This window comes from Serratia sp. KG1D (assembly GCF_037150675.1).
Classification (GTDB): domain Bacteria; phylum Pseudomonadota; class Gammaproteobacteria; order Enterobacterales; family Enterobacteriaceae; genus Serratia; species Serratia nematodiphila.
In genome coordinates this window covers 351,782-369,906 of sequence record NZ_JBAGIH010000002.1, presented here as the reverse complement: position 1 = coordinate 369,906, position 18,125 = coordinate 351,782, and the positions used below count along the sequence as shown (strand labels likewise).

Annotated in this window: 16 protein-coding genes; 9 read left to right on the top strand and 7 right to left on the bottom strand. The window is 60.4% G+C overall.

Features of this window, described 5'->3' with window-relative positions:
- Nucleotides 1–30: 30 nt before the first annotated feature.
- Complete coding sequence (gene glk / locus WFM45_RS13480; protein ID WP_082996531.1) at nt 31–993, top strand: glucokinase; 963 nt, start codon at nt 31–33, stop codon at nt 991–993.
- 69 nt (nt 994–1,062) lie between these two features.
- Here the strand turns inward: glk and WFM45_RS13475 are convergent, their stop codons facing one another.
- Nucleotides 1,063–2,292 carry an L-lactate MFS transporter gene (locus WFM45_RS13475; RefSeq protein WP_004936347.1) on the bottom strand — a complete coding sequence of 410 codons (1,230 nt, stop codon included), beginning with the start codon at nt 2,290–2,292 and terminating at the stop codon, nt 1,063–1,065.
- Between the two features lie 397 nt (nt 2,293–2,689).
- On the opposite strand from WFM45_RS13475, the gene WFM45_RS13470 reads away from it, so the two are divergent.
- Nucleotides 2,690–3,022, top strand: coding sequence for a DUF2502 domain-containing protein (locus WFM45_RS13470; RefSeq protein WP_033632450.1), 333 nt, complete (start codon nt 2,690–2,692; stop codon nt 3,020–3,022).
- A 4-nt stretch (nt 3,023–3,026) separates the two neighbouring features.
- Here the strand turns inward: WFM45_RS13470 and WFM45_RS13465 are convergent, their stop codons facing one another.
- The 3 genes from WFM45_RS13465 to WFM45_RS13455 all read right to left on the bottom strand — a co-directional run bounded on the left by WFM45_RS13465 (nt 3,027) and on the right by WFM45_RS13455 (nt 6,786).
- Complete coding sequence (locus WFM45_RS13465) at nt 3,027–3,761, bottom strand: LytR/AlgR family response regulator transcription factor (protein ID WP_004936341.1); 735 nt, start codon at nt 3,759–3,761, stop codon at nt 3,027–3,029.
- Nucleotides 3,758–5,449 (bottom strand): sensor histidine kinase, encoded by a 1,692-nt coding sequence (locus tag WFM45_RS13460; RefSeq protein WP_033632451.1) that lies wholly within the window; start codon nt 5,447–5,449, stop codon nt 3,758–3,760. The genes WFM45_RS13465 and WFM45_RS13460 overlap by 4 nt, the downstream gene beginning before the upstream one ends.
- Nucleotides 5,450–5,541: 92 nt before the next feature.
- Nucleotides 5,542–6,786: a DUF1479 domain-containing protein gene (locus tag WFM45_RS13455; protein ID WP_085337361.1), complete on the bottom strand. Its 1,245-nt coding sequence runs from the start codon at nt 6,784–6,786 to the stop codon at nt 5,542–5,544.
- 168 nt (nt 6,787–6,954) lie between these two features.
- On the opposite strand from WFM45_RS13455, the gene WFM45_RS13450 reads away from it, so the two are divergent.
- The 3 genes from WFM45_RS13450 to WFM45_RS13440 all read left to right on the top strand — a co-directional run bounded on the left by WFM45_RS13450 (nt 6,955) and on the right by WFM45_RS13440 (nt 9,478).
- The gene (locus WFM45_RS13450; RefSeq protein WP_085337362.1) at nt 6,955–7,494 is read left to right on the top strand and encodes a GNAT family N-acetyltransferase; all 540 of its coding nucleotides are present in this window, start codon (nt 6,955–6,957) and stop codon (nt 7,492–7,494) included.
- Nucleotides 7,495–7,613: 119 nt separating this feature from the next.
- Nucleotides 7,614–8,843 carry an alanine transaminase gene (alaC, locus tag WFM45_RS13445; protein ID WP_004936329.1) on the top strand — a complete coding sequence of 410 codons (1,230 nt, stop codon included), beginning with the start codon at nt 7,614–7,616 and terminating at the stop codon, nt 8,841–8,843.
- A gap of 110 nt (nt 8,844–8,953) precedes the next feature.
- Nucleotides 8,954–9,478 (top strand): cytochrome b, encoded by a 525-nt coding sequence (locus tag WFM45_RS13440; RefSeq protein WP_033632454.1) that lies wholly within the window; start codon nt 8,954–8,956, stop codon nt 9,476–9,478.
- A 66-nt stretch (nt 9,479–9,544) separates the two neighbouring features.
- Here the strand turns inward: WFM45_RS13440 and ypdK are convergent, their stop codons facing one another.
- Together ypdK and WFM45_RS13430 are read right to left on the bottom strand one after the other, a co-directional pair.
- Complete coding sequence (gene ypdK, locus WFM45_RS13435) at nt 9,545–9,619, bottom strand: membrane protein YpdK (RefSeq protein WP_099782600.1); 75 nt, start codon at nt 9,617–9,619, stop codon at nt 9,545–9,547.
- A gap of 558 nt (nt 9,620–10,177) precedes the next feature.
- Nucleotides 10,178–10,615 (bottom strand): hypothetical protein, encoded by a 438-nt coding sequence (locus WFM45_RS13430; protein WP_004936322.1) that lies wholly within the window; start codon nt 10,613–10,615, stop codon nt 10,178–10,180.
- A gap of 581 nt (nt 10,616–11,196) precedes the next feature.
- Between WFM45_RS13430 and pgaA the strand changes: the two genes are divergently transcribed.
- Genes pgaA through pgaD form a run of 4 tightly spaced genes read left to right on the top strand, consistent with a single transcriptional unit; the run spans nt 11,197 to nt 17,438 of the window.
- Nucleotides 11,197–13,653, top strand: a complete 2,457-nt coding sequence (gene pgaA, locus WFM45_RS13425; RefSeq protein WP_103687137.1) for a poly-beta-1,6 N-acetyl-D-glucosamine export porin PgaA — start codon at nt 11,197–11,199, stop codon at nt 13,651–13,653.
- A gap of 10 nt (nt 13,654–13,663) precedes the next feature.
- The gene (pgaB, locus tag WFM45_RS13420) at nt 13,664–15,670 is read left to right on the top strand and encodes a poly-beta-1,6-N-acetyl-D-glucosamine N-deacetylase PgaB (protein ID WP_166730227.1); all 2,007 of its coding nucleotides are present in this window, start codon (nt 13,664–13,666) and stop codon (nt 15,668–15,670) included.
- Nucleotides 15,667–17,001 carry a poly-beta-1,6-N-acetyl-D-glucosamine synthase gene (gene pgaC / locus WFM45_RS13415; RefSeq protein ID WP_015378640.1) on the top strand — a complete coding sequence of 445 codons (1,335 nt, stop codon included), beginning with the start codon at nt 15,667–15,669 and terminating at the stop codon, nt 16,999–17,001. Before pgaB ends, pgaC begins: the two co-directional genes overlap by 4 nt.
- Nucleotides 16,998–17,438 carry a poly-beta-1,6-N-acetyl-D-glucosamine biosynthesis protein PgaD gene (gene pgaD / locus WFM45_RS13410; RefSeq protein ID WP_015378639.1) on the top strand — a complete coding sequence of 147 codons (441 nt, stop codon included), beginning with the start codon at nt 16,998–17,000 and terminating at the stop codon, nt 17,436–17,438. The genes pgaC and pgaD overlap by 4 nt, the downstream gene beginning before the upstream one ends.
- Here pgaD and WFM45_RS13405 read toward each other — a convergent pair.
- Complete coding sequence (locus tag WFM45_RS13405) at nt 17,435–17,890, bottom strand: DUF805 domain-containing protein (protein ID WP_015378638.1); 456 nt, start codon at nt 17,888–17,890, stop codon at nt 17,435–17,437. The two genes, pgaD and WFM45_RS13405, sit on opposite strands and share 4 nt — an antisense overlap.
- Between the last annotated feature and the right edge of the window lie 235 nt (nt 17,891–18,125).

Below are 18,125 nucleotides of genomic sequence, written 5' to 3'. Positions count from 1 at the left end.
TTTATTTTTCATTTTGCGGAGACGAAATCAATGACCTATGCCCTCGTGGGTGATGTTGGCGGCACCAATGCCCGCCTGGCGTTGTGCACTGTTGCGACGGGTGAGATTACCCAGGCGAAAACCTATTCCGGCCTGGAGTTCGACAGCCTGGAGGCGGTGATCCGCCAATACCTGAAAGAGTGCGAGATCGAGGTGCAGGACGCCTGCATCGCGATCGCCTGCCCGGTGACGGAAGACTGGGTCGCGATGACCAATCACAGCTGGGCGTTCTCGATCAAAGAAATGAAGGCCAGTCTGGGGCTGAGTCACCTGGAAGTGATCAACGATTTCACCGCCGTCTCGATGGCGATCCCGATGCTCTCGCCGGACGACGTGCTGCAGTTTGGCGGCGGCGATGCGCAGCCGGGCAAACCGATCGCGGTGTACGGCGCCGGCACCGGGCTGGGCGTCGCCCACCTGGTGCACGTCGATCGCCGCTGGGTCAGCCTGCCGGGCGAGGGCGGCCATGTTGATTTCGCGCCGAACAGCGAAGAAGAAGACATTATTCTGGAGGTGCTGCGCGGTGAAGTGGGGCACGTTTCCGCCGAGCGCGTGCTGTCCGGGCCGGGCCTGGTCAATCTGTATCGCGCCATCGTCAAGGCGGACAACCGCCTGCCGGAGAAACTGGAGCCGAAGGACATCACCGAGCGGGCGCTGGCCGACAGCTGTATCGACTGCCGCCGTGCGCTGTCGCTGTTTTGCGTGATCATGGGGCGCTTCGGCGGCAACCTGGCGCTGAATCTGGGCACCTTTGGCGGCGTGTACATCGCCGGCGGCATCGTGCCGCGCTTTATGGAATTCTTCAAGGCTTCGGGCTTCCGCGCCGCCTTCGAAGACAAAGGGCGTTTCCGTGACTATGTGCGAGACATTCCGGTGTTCATGATAACCCATGGCCAGCCGGGCCTGTTGGGGGCCGGCGCGCATCTGCGCCAGACGCTGGGCATGCGGCTGTAAGCCGCGCGGCGGGGCAATAAAAAAGGGGCGCAACCCGCAGGTTGCGCCCCTTGTCGTTTTCGCGGGGTATCAGGCTTTGGCCAGCTCCGCCGCCTGTGCGGTTTCTTCGCTTTCCATTTCCACCGCTTTCGGCGCTTTGATGAACAGTGTAATCAGCAAAGAAGCGGCAGACAGGACGCCAATCACCATGAAGGTGGCGTGGAAGCCGCCGAAGTATTTGGCGACGAACGAACCGGCCAGCGCGCCCAGGCCGAAGCCCTGATAGATGATGCCGTAGTTCTTGCTGTGGTTCTTCAGGCCGAAGAAGTCGCCGACAATCGCCGGGAACACGGTGATATTGCCGCCGAAGCAGAAGGCCACCGCGCCAACGCAGATGAAGAACAGCGTGTGGTTCAGGGTCATGAAACTCAGCGCGACAATCGCCAGCACGGTAACCAGCATGGTGAAGCTGATGACGCGCATACGGCCTACTTTATCAGACAGCGTACCCAGAATGATGCGGCCGGCGGTGTTGAAGATGGCGACGGCGGACACGGTGTTGGCGGCGGTGGCCAAATCCATCCCGGCCAGCTGAACGCCCATGTCTTTCACGATGCCAATCAGGTACAGACCGCTCATGCAGGCGGCGAAGAAGATGGTGAACAGCAGGTAAGCTTCTTTGGTGGCCAGCATCTGGCGCACGCTGAAGTCGTTGCCCAGACCGTTGGCGCCTGGCTGTGCGGCGCTGGTTGCCAGCACCGGCTCTTTCAGCAACAGGGAGCCGACGACGATCAGGCCCATCACGATGGCACCCCAGTAGAAGAAGGCGCCGGAAACGCCGACGTCGGCGATCAGGGCGGCGTTGACGTATTTGAACAGCAGGCTGCCGCTGCCGAAGGCGCCGACGGAGATGCCGGAAATCAGGCCTTTGTTGGCCGGGAACCATTTAATCAGGTTGGACAGGGTGGAGATGTAGGCGATACCGACCGCAAAGCCCACCACCACGCCGGCCAGCAGGTAGATCATGTCGAGCGAGCTGACATGGGCGCTGGCGATCAGGCCCAGGCCGACCAGGATGCCGGAACACAGCGTCAGGTTGCGGATGCCGAAGCGTTCTTGCAGCTTGCCGGCGAACAGCGTGGCGAAAGCCAGGAAGAAGCTGGTGATGGAGAAGGTGGTGGCGACGTCCGCCAGCCCCCAGTGGAACTTGTCGACCAGCGGCTGGTTGAACAGGCTCCAGGTGTAGATGGTGCCCAGACCCATCTGACAGATGATGGTGCCGAGAACGATTAAGCTGCGATTTGCCGGTTTGGTGTTCATGGCCGGTCTCCTTCCTGTGTGTGCGTTGCCGGGCGTGAGCCGCTGGCTGAAATTTGCGGGGTGAATCAGCGTTCCCGCGGTATGGGCTTATTATATGGCCGGCGCCCCCGGGGGGCGGCGGATCCGGAATGAGTTGCACGATGGAAGGAATGAAATGCATTTTATACGGCGTGAGTTGCCGTTTTTACGCCGAAAAGCGCGTGAAATTCCGGGAGTAACACGTGATCTACATCAAAGATATCAACGATTTATTGTTAATCGCCGGTGAATGATTGTGGTGAAATTGTGAAGGATGCGTCTGCAAGGCGTAAATCGGCATTGCGCCTATAGAGCGGCGGCGAGCGCGGGACTATGTTATCTGCGATCGGACAAGGTCCGCTCTGCAGGAGTCCATGAAATGAAAAAAACGCTGTTGTTACTGGCTGCGCTGCTGGCGCTGCCGCTGGCGAGCCAGGCCGACGTGTCCATCGGCGTGAACGTGCCGGGCCTGTCGTTGCATATCGGCGATCGCGATCATCGCGGCCACTACTGGGACGGCTATCGCTGGCGCGATCCGCGCTGGTGGGCCGATCATCACCGGTATGAACGTTCGCGCGGGTACTATTACGGCCCGCCGCCACGGGTGATTTACTACGGGCCGCCGCGGCGCGACTGGCGAGATCGGCCGCATTACCGCATGCCGCCACCGCCGCCGCCCGGCTATTACTACCGTCCGGGCCCGCGCTGGTAAGCGCTTACAGGCGCATCAGCTTGCGAAATTCTTTCACCTTGCTGCGGCTGACCGGCACTTCAAACTCAAGATCGCTCAGCCGCAGAATGTAGGTATTGTTGAACCAGGGCACGATCTCGCGGATCTTGGCCAGGTTAACGCAGTAAGAGCGGTGGCAGCGGAAGAAATGCTCTTCCGGCAGCCGGCCGTAAAACTCGGTGAGATTCATCGGCATCACGAATTCTTCCCGGCGAGTATAGACCCGCGTCACCTTTTCATCGGCGGCGGCGTAATAGATGTCGTTGATGTCGGTAACGATGATCCGCTCGTCTTTGATCAGGTTGATGCTGTGGCTGCCGCGGCTCGGCGCGCTGGTCGGTTCCGCCGCGCCGGCGGGGCGATGATGCAGCGCCTCCAGTTTTTGCAACATGGTGACGATGCGCGCTTCGTGATAGGGCTTGAGGATATAGTCGAACGCCTCGATCTCGAAGGCTTCCACCGCGTGTTCTTTATAGGCGGTGATGAACACGATAGACGGCCGATGGGCGAACTTGCTGATGTTTTGCGCCAGCAGCACGCCGTCCAGCGACGGGATGTTGATGTCGAGAAAAATGGCGTCGACCTGGTGGGTTTGCAGGTATTTCAGAACGTCGAGGCCGTCCTCGAAGGTAGCGACGATATCGATATTGCTGTGTTTCTTGATCAGGTAGCTGAGTTCTTCCTGCGCGAGGAATTCGTCTTCCACGATGATAGCTTTCATGAGGCCTCCCCGACCGGCGGCGCGCTCGGTTCCTGATGCAGCTTGCCGCCGTTTTTGCTGATGTAGAACGCGATTTCGGTGCCCGGCTCCAGGCGGCGGATATGCAACCCTTCACCGTACAGCAGCGACACGCGGTGATGCACGTTGAGCAGGCCGATATTGTGGCCCGGCATCTCGTTGCGCGCCACCCGGTCGATGGTTTCCTGGTTGATGCCGTGGCCGGTATCCTTCACCGAAATCTTCACCCGATCGCCCTGATCTTTCACCGCGATCACCACCACCCCTTTACCCTTGCAGGGCTGGATGCCGTGCACGATGGCGTTCTCCACCAGCGGCTGGATCAGCAGGCTCGGAATGCGCACCGAGACGTCGTCGTCGATGTCGTAAATCACCGTCAGCTTGGCGCCGAAGCGCGCCTGTTCGATGGCGATATAGTCCTGAATCTGATGCAGTTCCTTACGGATATCGATCAGTTCGTCGTTCAGCTCCAGGTTGTAGCGCAGGTAGCGCGACAGGTTGATGATCAGCTGGCGCGCGGTGTCCGGATTCAGGCGGATAGAGGAAGAGATGGCGTTCAGCGCGTTGAACAGGAAGTGCGGGTTAATCTTGCTCTGCAGCGCGCGCATTTCGGCTTTATCCGCCATCTGGCGCAGATGCTCGATGCGCGAAACCTCCATCTGGGTGGAGATGATCTGCGACAGCCCGACCGCCATCACCTTCAGCGTGTTGGTGATCTGGTGAGCGTGGCAGTAGTAAATTTTCAGCGCGCCGGTCACTTCGCCCTTTTCCCACAGCGGCACCACCAGCTGCGAATGGATCTGCGGCGCGGCCGGGTTTTCCAGGTTGTTTTTGATGATGATTTTGCCGTGGCGAATGCTTTCGCGGGTAACGCGGCTCAGCCCTTCGCGGCCGATCGGGTAGGCTTCGCGCCCCACGCCGACGTAAGCCAGCACCTGATGGGTATCGGTGATCGCCACCGCGTCGGCGCGGATGTCCTGGCGGATGATATCGCAGATGGTGGCCAGCGATTCGCTGTTGATGTTGCGGAAATAGGGCAGCGTCTTGTGGGCGATATCCAGCGCCAGCTTGGCCTGGCGTGCGGCGATCACCTCTTTTTCATCTTCGACGCTCTGCACCAGCAGCACGATCAGGCCGATGCACACCGTGCCGAGGATCATCGGCAGCGCGATCTGCGACACGATATCCAGCCCAAGCTCGGTCGGCTTGGCCCACAGCACGATCAGCAGCATGGTGAGGGATTCGCACAGCATGCCGCCGACGATGCCGGCGCGCCAGCGCTGCTCTTTTCTCACCTTGAGGTTGATGTAGCCGGCGCTGATGCCGGCGATGATGCTGGTGATGAGGCAGGGCACCGAGGTGATGCCGCCGATGTCGATCAGATAGCGGTGCACCCCGGCGATGATGCCGGTGACGATCCCCACCCAGGGGCCGAACAGGATGCCGCCGGCCATGATGGCGATGACGCGCACGTTGACCAGCGAGCCCTCAACGTTGATGCCGGAGTAGGTGCTGAACAGCGCGAACAGCGAGAAGATCGCCGTGACGATGCCGAGCTCGAGCGGCGTATGGTCTTCTTTTTGCAGCAGTTGGCGGAACAGCCGGGTGCGGGTCAGAAAAAACAGACAGATCAACATCAGCGCGGCGCGATCAAACACCGCCAACAGCATTTCAAAAAAAGGGTGCACGACGGGTTCTCGCTGCGGCCTACGGATGGCGGCAGTATACCACAGCGAGAAAGGCCCGTGGCTCAGGCTGGCGGTCAGCGCATGCCGAGCTGCGTTTTGCCCAGCGGCGTCAGCAACTCGACGGTGGCGCGGCCTGCGAAATCCACTTCGAAATCGTCGGGGGCGAAGTCCGGCGGTGTTCTGCCATCGATAAAGCTCGGCAGCTGGCGCTGCAGGTAGGCGTCGTTTTTTGCGCAGCCCGGCGCGGCGGCGATGTACATCACGTTGCTGTCGAACTCGCCGTTATGCTCGTTCTCCACCGCGTGGATCACGTCGCAATGCCAAAATACCGTGTCGCCCGGCTCCAGATCGGGAATAGGGGAAATCCCACTTAATAAAAGGGGATGCCATTTTTCCGAGATCGACAGCGCGCGGCCCGGCGCCGCATCGCACAGATCGTCGTCGGCGACGTCGTCCTGCAGCGCGCGCAGCAACACATAGGCCATGGCGTTGGCGATCGGCACCAGGTTCAACGTGCCGGCGTTGGTGCGTTGCGGCGTCAGCGCCGTCCAGCCCTGGAAGGTGCGGAACATCGAGCAGACCGCCGGGGAGGCTATTTCGCGCACTTCGGTGCGGCCGTCGGCGGCGAAGGGGTCGTACTGTTGCCAGTCGCCGGAGAAGACGTGGCGATACACATAGCGGAAGTTCTCGTCCAGCCAGCGCTCGATAGTGCCGCTGTCGACGTGCGGCGACAGGCCCAGCGACGAGGAGTTCGGCGGGCGGCGGCGGGTGCGATCGGCGTAGGTGGCGACGCGGGTCGGATCGAAATGCTGCTTGCCGTTGCTTTCGGTGGCCCACAGGCTGTTGAGGAACACCTGCACCGCATGCATGCGCGCATCCTGCCGCGCTTCGACCTGCGGCTTTGACCAATAGATGCCATAAATCTGTGGCTTGCTGGCGGCCAGCTTGCCGAAATAGTTGTCTTCGGCAGCGTTTTTCAACCGCTCGACGAAGTTGTTGCGCTCGAGATAGTCGCCGATTTCCCGGTTCCAGCCTTCGGCCTTGGCGCGGGGAAACACGCCGCGAATGGCGCAGGCGCCGCGCTGTTTGATCAGCGCTATCTGTTGATCGCTGACGCGCTGCTGCAGGATATCTTCCGCGTCGATCTGCGGCACCGGATTATGGCCGGCGGCCAGTTCGCGGCGGATCTGGTCGACCTGGCCGCGGATGTTCTCCTCCAGCGCCAGAAAAACTTCGCGGTAGTTCGGCAAGGCCTGGCGCAGCTGGCGCTTGACGTTAACGATCGTCTGCGGAATATCATCGATGACTAAAGAGGCCATGGTGTTCTCCTGGTGCCGCGTGAGTCACTGCGGCGGACGGTTGTAGGGAATCGGGCAAGACGTTATGGTTTTGTGGTTTTAACGTGAATGATTATCGGCAACCAATCGGGGAAAATAAAGAGATATCTTTCATTCGTAAGTTCCTCTTTTTCGTTTTTCGGAGATTTTATGAAGCTGGTCACTGAACGCTTGTACTTACAGTCGATAACCGCCGAGGATTGGCCGCTGTTTCTGCGCCTGTACCAAGATCCCGAGGTGATCCGTTACATCTCCGATCCGCGCAGCGAAGCGGAGATCCGCGCACGGTTCGAAGAGCGCCTGCCGGCCTGGGACAAACACGGCGAACAGTGGCTGTGCCTGGTGATGCGTGAGAAGCACAGCGGAGAGGCGGTGGGCATTACCGGTTTTCGCCCGCATTGGGCGCCGTATCGGCAGGCGGAAGTGGGATACGGCAGTTTGCCTGCCGGCCAGGGCAAGGGGTATGGCAAGGAGTCGCTGCGGGCAGTGCTGGATTTTGCGGTGAACGCCTGCGGTTTTCACAAGCTGACCGCTACCGTGACCGCGGGCAACCTCGCCTCGCGCGGCCTGCTGGAGTCGTGCGGTTTTCAGCTGGAGGGCACGTTGCGCGACAACTACCGTCTGGCGGAGCAGTGGTGCGACGACTGGCTGTTCGGGCTGCTGGCGGCGGAGTTTCAGAGCGCTAAATAAAAATATCGCGCCGGGTATCGACAAGCTCGTCGGCGCTGCGCTATGTTCGATATTCGGTCAGTTCGCTGGCCAGCGTCGCTCGGACGGTCCGGGCGCTAACGTCTATCGAGGAACCCCCTATGGCTGATAACAGTCCACAGCGCCGTTTTACGCGCATTGAACGTCTTCCCCCTTACGTATTCAACATCACCGCCGAACTGAAAATGGCCGCACGCCGTCGCGGTGAGGATATTATCGACTTCAGCATGGGTAACCCCGACGGCCCGACGCCGCCGCACATCGTGGAAAAACTGTGCGCCGTCGCCCAGCGCGACGACACCCACGGTTATTCCACCTCGCGCGGCATTCCGCGCCTGCGCCGCGCCATTTCGCGCTGGTATGCCGATCGTTATCAGGTGGATATCGATCCGGAAAGCGAAGCCATCGTCACCATCGGTTCGAAAGAGGGACTGGCGCACCTGATGCTGGCGACCCTCGATCACGGCGATACCGTGCTGGTGCCGAACCCCAGTTACCCGATCCACATTTACGGCGCGGTGATCGCCGGCGCCCAGGTGCGTTCGGTGCCGCTGGTGGACGGCGTGGATTTCTTCAGTGAACTGGAGCGCGCCATTCGGGAAACCATTCCGCGCCCGAAAATGATGATCCTCGGCTTCCCGTCCAACCCGACCGCGCAGTGCGTGGAGCTGGATTTCTTCGAGCGGGTGGTGGCGCTGGCCAAACAGTACAACGTGCTGGTGATCCACGACCTGGCCTATGCCGATATTGTTTATGACGGCTGGAAAGCGCCGTCGATCATGCAGGTGCCGGGGGCGAAAGACATTGCGGTGGAGTTCTTCACCCTGTCGAAAAGCTACAACATGGCCGGCTGGCGCATCGGTTTCATGGTCGGCAACCCTGAGCTGGTCAGCGCGCTGGCGCGCATCAAAAGTTATCACGACTACGGCACCTTCACGCCGCTGCAGGTGGCGGCCATCGCCGCGCTGGAAGGCGATCAGCAGTGCGTGCGTGATATCGCCGAGCAGTATCGGCAGCGCCGCAACGTGCTGGTGAAGGGGCTGCACGAGGCCGGCTGGATGGTGGAAAACCCGAAGGCGTCGATGTACGTGTGGGCGAAAATTCCCGAGCCTTATGCCCACCTCGGTTCGCTGGAGTTCGCCAAGCGCCTGCTGGCGGAAGCCAAGGTCTGCGTCTCGCCGGGCATCGGCTTCGGCGACTACGGCGATACTCACGTGCGCTTCGCGCTGATCGAGAATCAGGATCGTATCCGCCAGGCGGTGCGCGGCATCAAGGCGATGTTCCGCGCGGACGGGCTGCTGAAGCCGGGCAAAGCCGGCAGCGCCAAATAACCCTGTCAGGCCGGGCGTTCGCCCGGCCTTATTTTTTCCGTCCCAAGGTTTTCTTCATTATTTCCCCATTATGCTCAACTACGCTGAATTTTATTTTTTGGACAGAGTGTATGAGCAACCGCTACGCGCGATCGCAAATCGTTTTACATTGGCTGACGTTGCTGATGGTGATCCTCACCTATGCGGCGATGTTGCTGAAGGATTCGGTGCCGGAGGCGTGGGCGCCGATGGTCAAAAATCTGCATTTCAACTTTGGGGTATCGGTCTTTGCCCTGATGCTGATTCGGTTGGCGGTGCGCTCTTTCCACGCTGCGCCGCCAACCACGCCTCCGCTGGAGGAGTGGCAGGAGGTAGGCGCGAAGATTTTCCATTGGCTGCTGTACGTGGTCTTCCTGATGTTGCCGCTGCTGGGCATGTTAACCCTGGCCTACGGCGGGAAATCGTGGTCTTTGCTGGGCTGGCCGATGCCGCAGTGGGTGACGCCGGATCCGGTGATGCGCAGGCTGGTCAAAACGGTGCATGAGACGCTGGCAAACGTTGGCTACTTTATCATTGGCGCGCATGCGCTGGCGGCGCTGTATCACCACTACCTGCGCAAGGACGACACCCTGCGCCGCATGATGCCGGGAAAATGAGCGCTAGCCGAAACGACAAAGGGACGCTTGCGCGTCCCTTTGTCTGTGTTCCTGGTGTGGCTGCTGTCAGGCAACCATCAACATGAAGGTGCCAACCCAGGCAACCAGCATGAATGACACGCCCATCAAAAAATATTTCACTGAACAACTCCTGTCTGGAGTCCTCGCCAGCAATGATCCCGATTGTTGTGCTGAGTATTTTATGGGCAACCTGCTTGTCGGGCGGATTCTTCCAAGCGAAAGAACAACGTCCTCGAGCGCGGGTTGTCCGGTTGTCGCGCCTCATGCTCCGTGAGGTAAAATCCGAACCGCGACAGGATCGGCGCTAATGTACTCTCAATACTGGTCTGATTTCAATACTGTGTTTTTGATCACAATTTTAGGCTGTTTTTTGAACAGGGCGCGCTGTTTTATAACGCTTTTTATAAGCAAGCGACAGGAAGTAGCCCGCCGTGTGGCGGGCTTTAAAATCGGGTATTGCAATACGGTGGCAGGCGCTCAGGCGACGGCGTTGATGCCGGTCGCCAAAATGACCCAAAAAACGAGACAAGACAGCAGAATAACGGCCCAAATATGACGGCGACTCCACTCCATTTTTAGCCTTCGTTGTTGCGACAAGTGATTAGGTAGCCATCATATCGGCGCAAAACGGGGGAAATTTAGCCCCCTTGGATAATATTTCGCTTACCTGCCGCTAACTTATTGGCAAACTTCGCTTATCGTCACGCGCACTTCGTAGCCCAGCAGATACAACGCCTGCTCCAGCGCTTCCACCTTCGAGGCGTAGCCGATATCCAGTAACCGCTCCATTTGCCCGCCGTTGAAACCCAGCTTGCGCGCCAGCGCCGCTTTACCGGTGTTTTTGCGCAGCATCGCGTTGTGCAGTTCGATCTTCAGCGCCACCAGCGCCGGCAGATGTACCCTCAAATCATCGGTTTGCGAAGGAGAAGGGGCGGGCAGGGGCAGCCCTTCATCCATCGCGGCGGCGATGGCGGCCAGCAGGCTTTCCTGCGCTTCCAGCTCGATATCTTCGCGTTTATAGCAGGCAGATTGCCACTCGGGGAAGTCGTGGAAACCGATCTGCCAGGCGTCGCTGTCGCTATCGAAGGTGTAATGGGCGGGGTAGTGGCTGTACATGGCAATCCCTGATTGAAACCAGAATGAGGCGCTATTGTGACGGCATGCTCGGGAGATAGCCAGCATGAATGTATCCGTGGGAGAATTTAAATTGAATTGAATAATTATTAGCAGGCAAATTTAATGTTCGTGTTAACAATAATCTTGTTATTTTCTCCAACAAGGCAGGTTATTTAATTGGATGTTTGGATTAATATTCCTGTCGACCGGTGATAATGAGAATTAAAATCAAATATCACACCGTTTTTTATACAATTTCACACGAAAGAGTGAAATTAAGAATATTGGCCATCAATGTGTTTTATCTTATTGATTTATATTATTTTAATTTTTGTTATTTCACTTATTGATAATTGTGAAATTCCAGTTTCAGGCAGATATCACCTGGCTGCGGTATTCATTGACAGATTTATAAAATACTCTTTTTAGGCAAAGGCGCATTCGATTCTATTTAAGCGTGCGCCAGACAGAAATATTCATTACTCCATGCTTATTACCCGGCGGCTCTAGCCGACTTTTCGGGTGCCTGCTCGCATTTCTACTTTGCCAGGACAGCAGCTCACGGATTAAAGGAATACCTCGTGCCTAAAGTTAACTCGCGTTCATTACGCTTTACCGAACGCCACGCCACCAAATATGCGGCGTCATTGCTGTTTATCGGTTTATCCCTGCCGGCCACCGCGCTGGCGGATGAACGCTATGACGCGCTGATCCGTCAGGCCAGATCGGGCGATACCGCGCCGGTGCTGGCGTATTTATCGCAGCGGCGCGCTCAGGAGGGGTTGAGCCTGCAGCAGCGAGCCGATTATATCCAGGTGGCCGGGTGGGCCGGCCACGATGAAGAGGTGGTCGCGCTTTGGCGTGCCGACGGCGCCGCGCTGCAGCGGGATAGCGCCAGTCTGGCGACGGCGGCCCGCGCCTATCGCAACCTGAAGCAGTGGCAACCATCGCTGCGCCTGTGGCGTGCGGCGTTGCAGCTCGCTCCCGCCGACGGCGGCCTGCAACGTGGCTATGTGATGACGCTGGCGGATGCCGGGCAGGATGCGCAGGCGCAAACGGAGGCGGCCAAAGCGGAGAAGCTGCTGGAGCCGGCGACGTGGTATCTGACGCGCGCCTATGTGGACCAGGCCGCCGGCCGCAGTTGGGCGGCGCTGGAAAACGTCACTCATGCCCGTGCGCTGGCGCCGTCCGACACCGGTATTCAGGCTTATTACGTGACGCTGCTGGCGGCGAATCGGGTCGCGGATCCGGCGCTGCGTGAAAGCCAGGGGCTGGCATTGCCGCCCGCGCAGCAGCGGCGCCTGCAGGCGGATGAAGCCGCCGAACTGGTGCGGCTGTCGTTTATCGATGCTCGCGGCGAACAAGAACGTTTCGTCATCGCCGATCGCGCGCTGGCGCGCTATGACCAATTGCTGACGCAGTGGCGGCCGCTGCCGGAGGCGCAGGACAGCTACCAACAGGCGCGTGTCGATCGCCTGGGCGCGCTGCTGGCGCGCTATCGAATGGCCGACGTGGTGAGCGAGTATCAAACCTTGCAGGCGGAAGGGCGCACGGTGCCGGATTATGCGCAGCGCTGGGCGGCGTCCGCCTACCTCTATCTGCAGCAGCCGGACAAGGCGCAGGCCATTTTCGGCCGGCTGAACGCCGCCGCGCCGCAGGCGGTGACCGCCGAAGATGAGACCGATCTGTTTTACGCGCAGGCGGAGAACGAACGCATCGATCAGGCGGCGCTGCTGGCGCAGCGCGTCAGCCAGCGCTATCCCTACGCGACCCACCTGTACCAGCTGCCGACGCTGGCCTACAACGATGATTGGCTGGTCGGCCAATCGCTGCTGGCGCAGTCGCGGGTTTATCAACGCGATCTGGCCGAGGCCGAACGGCAGCTGACCCATCTGGCGCGAACGGCGCCGGGCAATCAGGGTCTGCGCATCTCCTTGGCCAGCGTTTATTTGGCGCGCGGCTGGCCGCGTCGCGCCGAGGAGGAGTTGAAACAGGTGGAAGGGCTGGAGCCGCGCAGCCTGCCGTTGGAGATCCAGCAGGGCTATGTCGCGCAGGGGTTGCAGGAGTGGCGCCAACTGGATTTGCTGGCCGACGACGTCATCCAGCGCGCGCCGGAAAGCGTCGCCGCTCAGCAGTTTGAACGTTCGCGCCGCATTCACCATATGTCTGAACTGCGCATCAGCGGCAATCAGGGCATCGATTCCGACGGGCCGGTCAGCGGCAGCCACGATTTCGGCATACACGCCGCGCTCTATTCACCGCCGATCGACGACAACTGGCGGCTGTTCACCGGCTGGGGATTCAACACCGGCCAGTTCGACGAGGGCAAGGGCATCAACCGCGATCTCAGTGCCGGTGCCGAGTGGCGCTCGCGCGATCTGTGGCTGGAAGCCGAGGTGGCCAACCGCAACTACGGCCACGGTAATGAGCTCGGCCTGCGCCTCTCATCCTGGTATGACCTGAATGATCAATGGCGCCTAGGCGGTTCGGTGGCGCGCTTGTCGGCCGAGACGCCGCTGCGCGCGTTGACCAACGGCATCAGCGCCAACGGCGGCAACCTGTGGCTGCGTTGGCAGCAGAGCGAAAGCCGCGAGCTGCGCGCCAGCGTGGCGCCTTCGCACTTCTCGGACGGCAACAACCGGCTGGAATACGGCCTGGAAGGGCGGCAACGGCTGCTCGCCGGCGCCCGTTATCGGCTGGACATGAACCTGACGCTGTCCGGCAGCCGCAACAGCCAGGAGAACGTGCCGTATTACAACCCGAAGCGCGACTTCACGCTGCTGCCGTCGTTAACGCTCGATCACACCCTGTATCGCCATTATCAGACCGAGTGGAGCCAGCAGTTCCAGGCCGGCGCCGGCAGCTATTGGCAGCGGGACTATGCGCGCAAGCCGATCACCCAACTGGGTTACGGCCAGCGCGTCAGCTGGAACGGAGTGCTGGACGCCGGCGTGATGCTGCAGTTTGAGAAGCATCCTTACGACGGCAAACGCGAGCGGAACATCGGCGTGACGTTTGATCTGAATTATCGTTTTTAAAGGAATCATCATGCTTATTCGATCCTCGCTTTTAGTGCTGGCCGCGTTGCTGACCACCGCCTGCAGTCAGGCGGACGTACCGCGCTTCACGCCGCCGGCGGAGCGAACCGTGGGGCCAATGGAACACCCGTGGCCGGCCAACCGCTACGCGGTGCTGGCGTATCACGACGTGGAAGACGGCGCGGCGGACCAGCGCTACATGTCGGTACGCACCAGCGCGCTTAACGAACAGTTCGCCTGGCTGAAGCAAAACGGCTATCAGCCGGTGTCGGTCGAGCAGATCCTGCAGGCGCAGAACGGCGGCCCGGCGTTGCCGAACAAGGCGGTTCTGCTGACTTTCGACGACGGCTACCGCAGCTTCTACAGCCGGGTATTCCCGTTGCTGAAGGCCTACAACTGGCCGGCGGTGCTGGCGCCGGTCGGCGTTTGGCTGGATGCGCCGGCCGACAAGCCGGTCGATTTCGGCGGCCTGATGACGCCGCGCGATCGCTTCCTCACCTGGCAGCAGGTGCGGGAAGTGTCGGACTCCGGGCTGGTGGAGATCGGCGCGCATACCTACGCCTCGCATTATGGCGGCATCGCCAACCCGCAGGGCAATACCGAACCGGCGGTCGCCAATCGGCTGTACGACGCCAAGCAGGGCCGCTACGAAAGCGAGACGGAATACCGCCAACGCATCGAGAAGGACGTGGCGTTGATCACCCGGCGCATCACCGCCGCCACCGGTAAGGCGCCGCGCGTGTGGGTCTGGCCGTACGGTGCGGCCGGCGGCGTGGCGCTGGATATCGCGCGCAAGCACGGTTACCGCATGGCGCTGACGCTGGAGAACGGGCTGGGAGACGTCAACGCGCCTGAGAACGTGCCGCGCATGCTGGTGGCCGGCAATCCGTCGCTGACGAGCTTCGCCCAGCAGCTGACGCAGATACAGAACCGACAGATCATGCGGGTGGCGCACGTCGATCTCGACTACCTCTACGATCCCGATCCGCAGCAGCAGGCCAAAAACCTCGACAAGCTGATCCAGCGCATCTATGACCTGCGCATCAATACCGTTTTCCTGCAGGCGTTCGCCGATCCAAAAGGCGACGGCAACGTGCGCGAGCTCTATTTCCCCAACCGCTGGCTGCCGATGAAGGCCGACCTGTTCAACCGGGTCTCCTGGCAGCTCTCTTCGCGCACCGGCGTGGCCGTGTATGCCTGGATGCCGGTGCTGGCGTTCGAGCTGGGGTCTGACGTGCCGCGCGTGCAGCGCCTCGATCCGCAAAGCGGGCAGCTGTCGGTAGACGACAAGCAGTATCGTCGCCTGTCGCCGTTCAGTCCGGTGGCGCGCCAGCGCATCGGTGAGATCTACGAGGATCTGGCGGCCCACGCCACTTTTAAAGGGATCCTGTTCCACGACGATGCGCTGCTGTCGGACTTCGAAGACGCCGGCCCCGACGCCGTTGCGGCCTATCGCCAGGCCGGCTTCGCCGATTCGGTGGCGGCGATTCGTCAGGATCCGCAGGCGATGGCGCGCTGGACGCGCTTCAAGAGTCGGGCGCTGATCGACTTTACCCAGTCGCTGGCCGAACGGGTGCGGGCGATCCGCGGTCCGCAGGTGCAAACCGCACGCAATATTTATGCGATGCCGGTGCTCGATCCCGCCAGTGAAGCCTGGTTCGGCCAGAATTTAGCGGATTTCCTGCAGGCCTACGACTGGGTAGCGCCGATGGCGATGCCGCTGATGGAAAACGTGCCGCGCGCCGACAGCGGCCGCTGGCTGGATCAACTGGTGGGCAAAGTGGCCGCTTACCCCGGCGCGCTCGATAAAACGGTGTTTGAGTTGCAGGCTGTCGACTGGCGCAAGGAGCGCCGGATCAGCCTGGATGACGGTCAACTGCTGGCCGAATGGATGCGTCGCCTGCAGCGCAATGGCGCTCAGAGCTTTGGTTATTACCCCGACAACTTCCTCGACGATCGGCCTAAGCTGGATGCCGTTCGCCCGGTGTTGTCCTCAGCCTGGTTCCCACTGCCATGACAGATCGTTTAATTGCCTTATTTATCCTGTGTCTGGTGTTGAGCGTGCCTTTCGGCATCGTCCTGCTGTTTACCGGCGAAATGCTGCTCAACTTCGTGTTCTTCTGGCCGTTGTTCATGTCCGGCATCTGGATCGCCGGCGGCATCTATTTCTGGCTGCATCGCGAGCGGCATTGGCGCTGGAGCCCGGACATGCCCGCGCCGGCGCTGCCGGGCAACCCGTCGATCAGCGTGCTGATCCCCTGTTTCAACGAAGGGTTGAACGCGCGTGAAACCATTTCGGCGGCGATGGCGCAGCGCTATGACAATATCGAAGTGATCGCCATCAACGACGGCTCCAGCGATGACACCGCCGAGGTGTTGGACCAGTTGACGCTGGAGTTCCCCCGGCTGCGAGTGATCCATCTGGCGCAAAATCAGGGCAAGGCGATCGCGCTGCAGGCGGGCGCCGCGGCGGCGCGCAGCGAGTATCTGGTGTGCATCGACGGCGATGCGCTGCTGGATCGCGATGCGGCAGCCTATTTGGTGGCGCCGCTGTTGGCCAATCCGCATGTCGGCGCGGTGACCGGCAATCCGCGCATCCGCACGCGCTCCACGCTGATCGGCCGCATCCAGGTCGGTGAGTTTTCGTCGATCATCGGCCTTATCAAGCGCACGCAGCGCGTTTATGGCCGCCTGTTCACCATCTCCGGCGTGGTCGCGGCGTTTCGTAAGCAAGCGCTTACCGATGTCGGTTACTGGAGTCAGGACATGATCACCGAAGACATCGACATCAGCTGGAAGCTGCAGCTGAAGCACTGGGCTATCTTCTTCGAACCGCGAGCGCTGTGCTGGATCCTGATGCCGGAGACCTTGCGCGGGCTATGGAAGCAGCGCCTGCGCTGGGCGCAGGGCGGCGCCGAGGTGTTTTTAAAGAATCTGCGCAACCTGTGGGCCTGGGAGCACCGGCATATGTGGCTGCTGTTCGCCGAGTATTGCCTCTCCACGCTGTGGGCGTTCACTTACCTGGTCAGCGTGCTGATTTTTCTGGTTGGACTGGCGATACCGCTGCCGGAGGGCATCCGCATTCACTCGCTGCTGACGCCGGCGTTTACCGGCCTGGTGCTGGGCGTGGTGTGCTTGCTGCAGTTCACCGTCAGTCTGCTGCTGGAGAAGCGCTATGAGAAGGGCTTTGGCCGCTCGTTGTTCTGGATCATCTGGTATCCGCTGGTGTATTGGCTGCTCAGCTTGCTGACCACGCTGGTGGCGTTTTCCAAAGTGATGTTGAAAGCTCGGCGCGGGCGTGCGCGCTGGATAAGCCCCGACCGGGGCATTGGGAGGATCAAAGAATGACGGACGTCCTGATTTATTCCGAACGCGGCCTGCTGCCGCGCGTGGTAGACAGCCTGCTGACGCTTTTTGCCTGGTGCGGCTTTCTTTATCTGTTCAGCCGCGGCCTGATGTCGGTGATGGATCAGCACGGGGTGGGCTCCGCCCTGTCGCTGCTGGAAGTGATCTCGCTGTATATCATTGTGGCGTTGTTCAATGCCGTCACTCTGATCGCCTGGGCCAAATACAACCAGTATTTCTCCCGTCGCAGGGCGGCCGACCGCTGGCGGAAACAGCAACAGAACACCCACATCGGCTATATCACGCCGGAGCTGACCCGGCAGTTGCGGCGTTTGCCGATCGCCGTGGTGTCCCACAACAGCGGCGGCGGTATCAGCCAGGTTAGCGGCAGGCTGACGGCGGCCGAACCGGCAGCGAACAAGGTGGTGCAGCTGCGTTAATCGTCAGCGTTGCCGTCCGGCTTGCGGCGCAGCCCGTCGGGCGGCAACAGCAGGGCGCAGATCATCCCCGCCAGACTGAACAGCGGCAGCCAGCGCGCCACCGGGCCGGGAGAGTAATTGTTCAGCACCGAACACACATAGCACGCCACGGCCAGCGCCCAACCGGGCAGGCCGATATCGTTGAGCCGAAACGCGGTTTTGGCCATAAACCACGCCACCAGGCCAAAACAGAACAGAGCCCACACCATGATGCACAGCAGATACAGCAGCACCGAGACGAATTCCTCGGTATCGCCGTGCGCATGGGCGCGAAAATGGTTTTTATCCAGATAGGTCGACAGAAACGACAGTAGCACGATGCCAACGGCGAAGATCGCCAGCGAAAAAACAAAGGGTTTGCGCGAGATGCGCCCACGATAAAGGTCTTTGGCGAGTTGTCCGAGAGAGTCCATCACAATCCGTTGTCGTAATCATTGACCGCCCGGCGGTGGCCGGATGGCAAGCAGCCGGGCATTTTATCGGGGTAAATGCGGGCGTCAAGGTGATAATTTTTCTCATTTAGTTGCGGTTGAGATTCCACGCGGCCGCATCGGGCGTCCCTTCACCGTGCAAAACGTCACAATTTGGCACGTTTGGCTACCTGACGCGGTAATTGGCGGCATAATCCTGTTTGTTCGCGTTGAACAA

What these genes read in the sequence shown, in the direction of transcription:
- glk (WP_082996531.1), top strand. Translation starts at nt 31, where the DNA reads ATGACCTATGCCCTCGTGGGTGATGTTGGCGGCACCAATGCCCGCCTG.
- WFM45_RS13475 (WP_004936347.1), bottom strand. Translation starts at nt 2,292, where the DNA reads ATGAACACCAAACCGGCAAATCGCAGCTTAATCGTTCTCGGCACCATC.
- WFM45_RS13470 (WP_033632450.1), top strand. Translation starts at nt 2,690, where the DNA reads ATGAAAAAAACGCTGTTGTTACTGGCTGCGCTGCTGGCGCTGCCGCTG.
- WFM45_RS13465 (WP_004936341.1), bottom strand. Translation starts at nt 3,761, where the DNA reads ATGAAAGCTATCATCGTGGAAGACGAATTCCTCGCGCAGGAAGAACTC.
- WFM45_RS13460 (WP_033632451.1), bottom strand. Translation starts at nt 5,449, where the DNA reads ATGCTGTTGGCGGTGTTTGATCGCGCCGCGCTGATGTTGATCTGTCTG.
- WFM45_RS13455 (WP_085337361.1), bottom strand. Translation starts at nt 6,786, where the DNA reads ATGGCCTCTTTAGTCATCGATGATATTCCGCAGACGATCGTTAACGTC.
- WFM45_RS13450 (WP_085337362.1), top strand. Translation starts at nt 6,955, where the DNA reads ATGAAGCTGGTCACTGAACGCTTGTACTTACAGTCGATAACCGCCGAG.
- alaC (WP_004936329.1), top strand. Translation starts at nt 7,614, where the DNA reads ATGGCTGATAACAGTCCACAGCGCCGTTTTACGCGCATTGAACGTCTT.
- WFM45_RS13440 (WP_033632454.1), top strand. Translation starts at nt 8,954, where the DNA reads ATGAGCAACCGCTACGCGCGATCGCAAATCGTTTTACATTGGCTGACG.
- WFM45_RS13430 (WP_004936322.1), bottom strand. Translation starts at nt 10,615, where the DNA reads ATGTACAGCCACTACCCCGCCCATTACACCTTCGATAGCGACAGCGAC.
- pgaB (WP_166730227.1), top strand. Translation starts at nt 13,664, where the DNA reads ATGCTTATTCGATCCTCGCTTTTAGTGCTGGCCGCGTTGCTGACCACC.
- pgaC (WP_015378640.1), top strand. Translation starts at nt 15,667, where the DNA reads ATGACAGATCGTTTAATTGCCTTATTTATCCTGTGTCTGGTGTTGAGC.
- pgaD (WP_015378639.1), top strand. Translation starts at nt 16,998, where the DNA reads ATGACGGACGTCCTGATTTATTCCGAACGCGGCCTGCTGCCGCGCGTG.
- WFM45_RS13405 (WP_015378638.1), bottom strand. Translation starts at nt 17,890, where the DNA reads ATGGACTCTCTCGGACAACTCGCCAAAGACCTTTATCGTGGGCGCATC.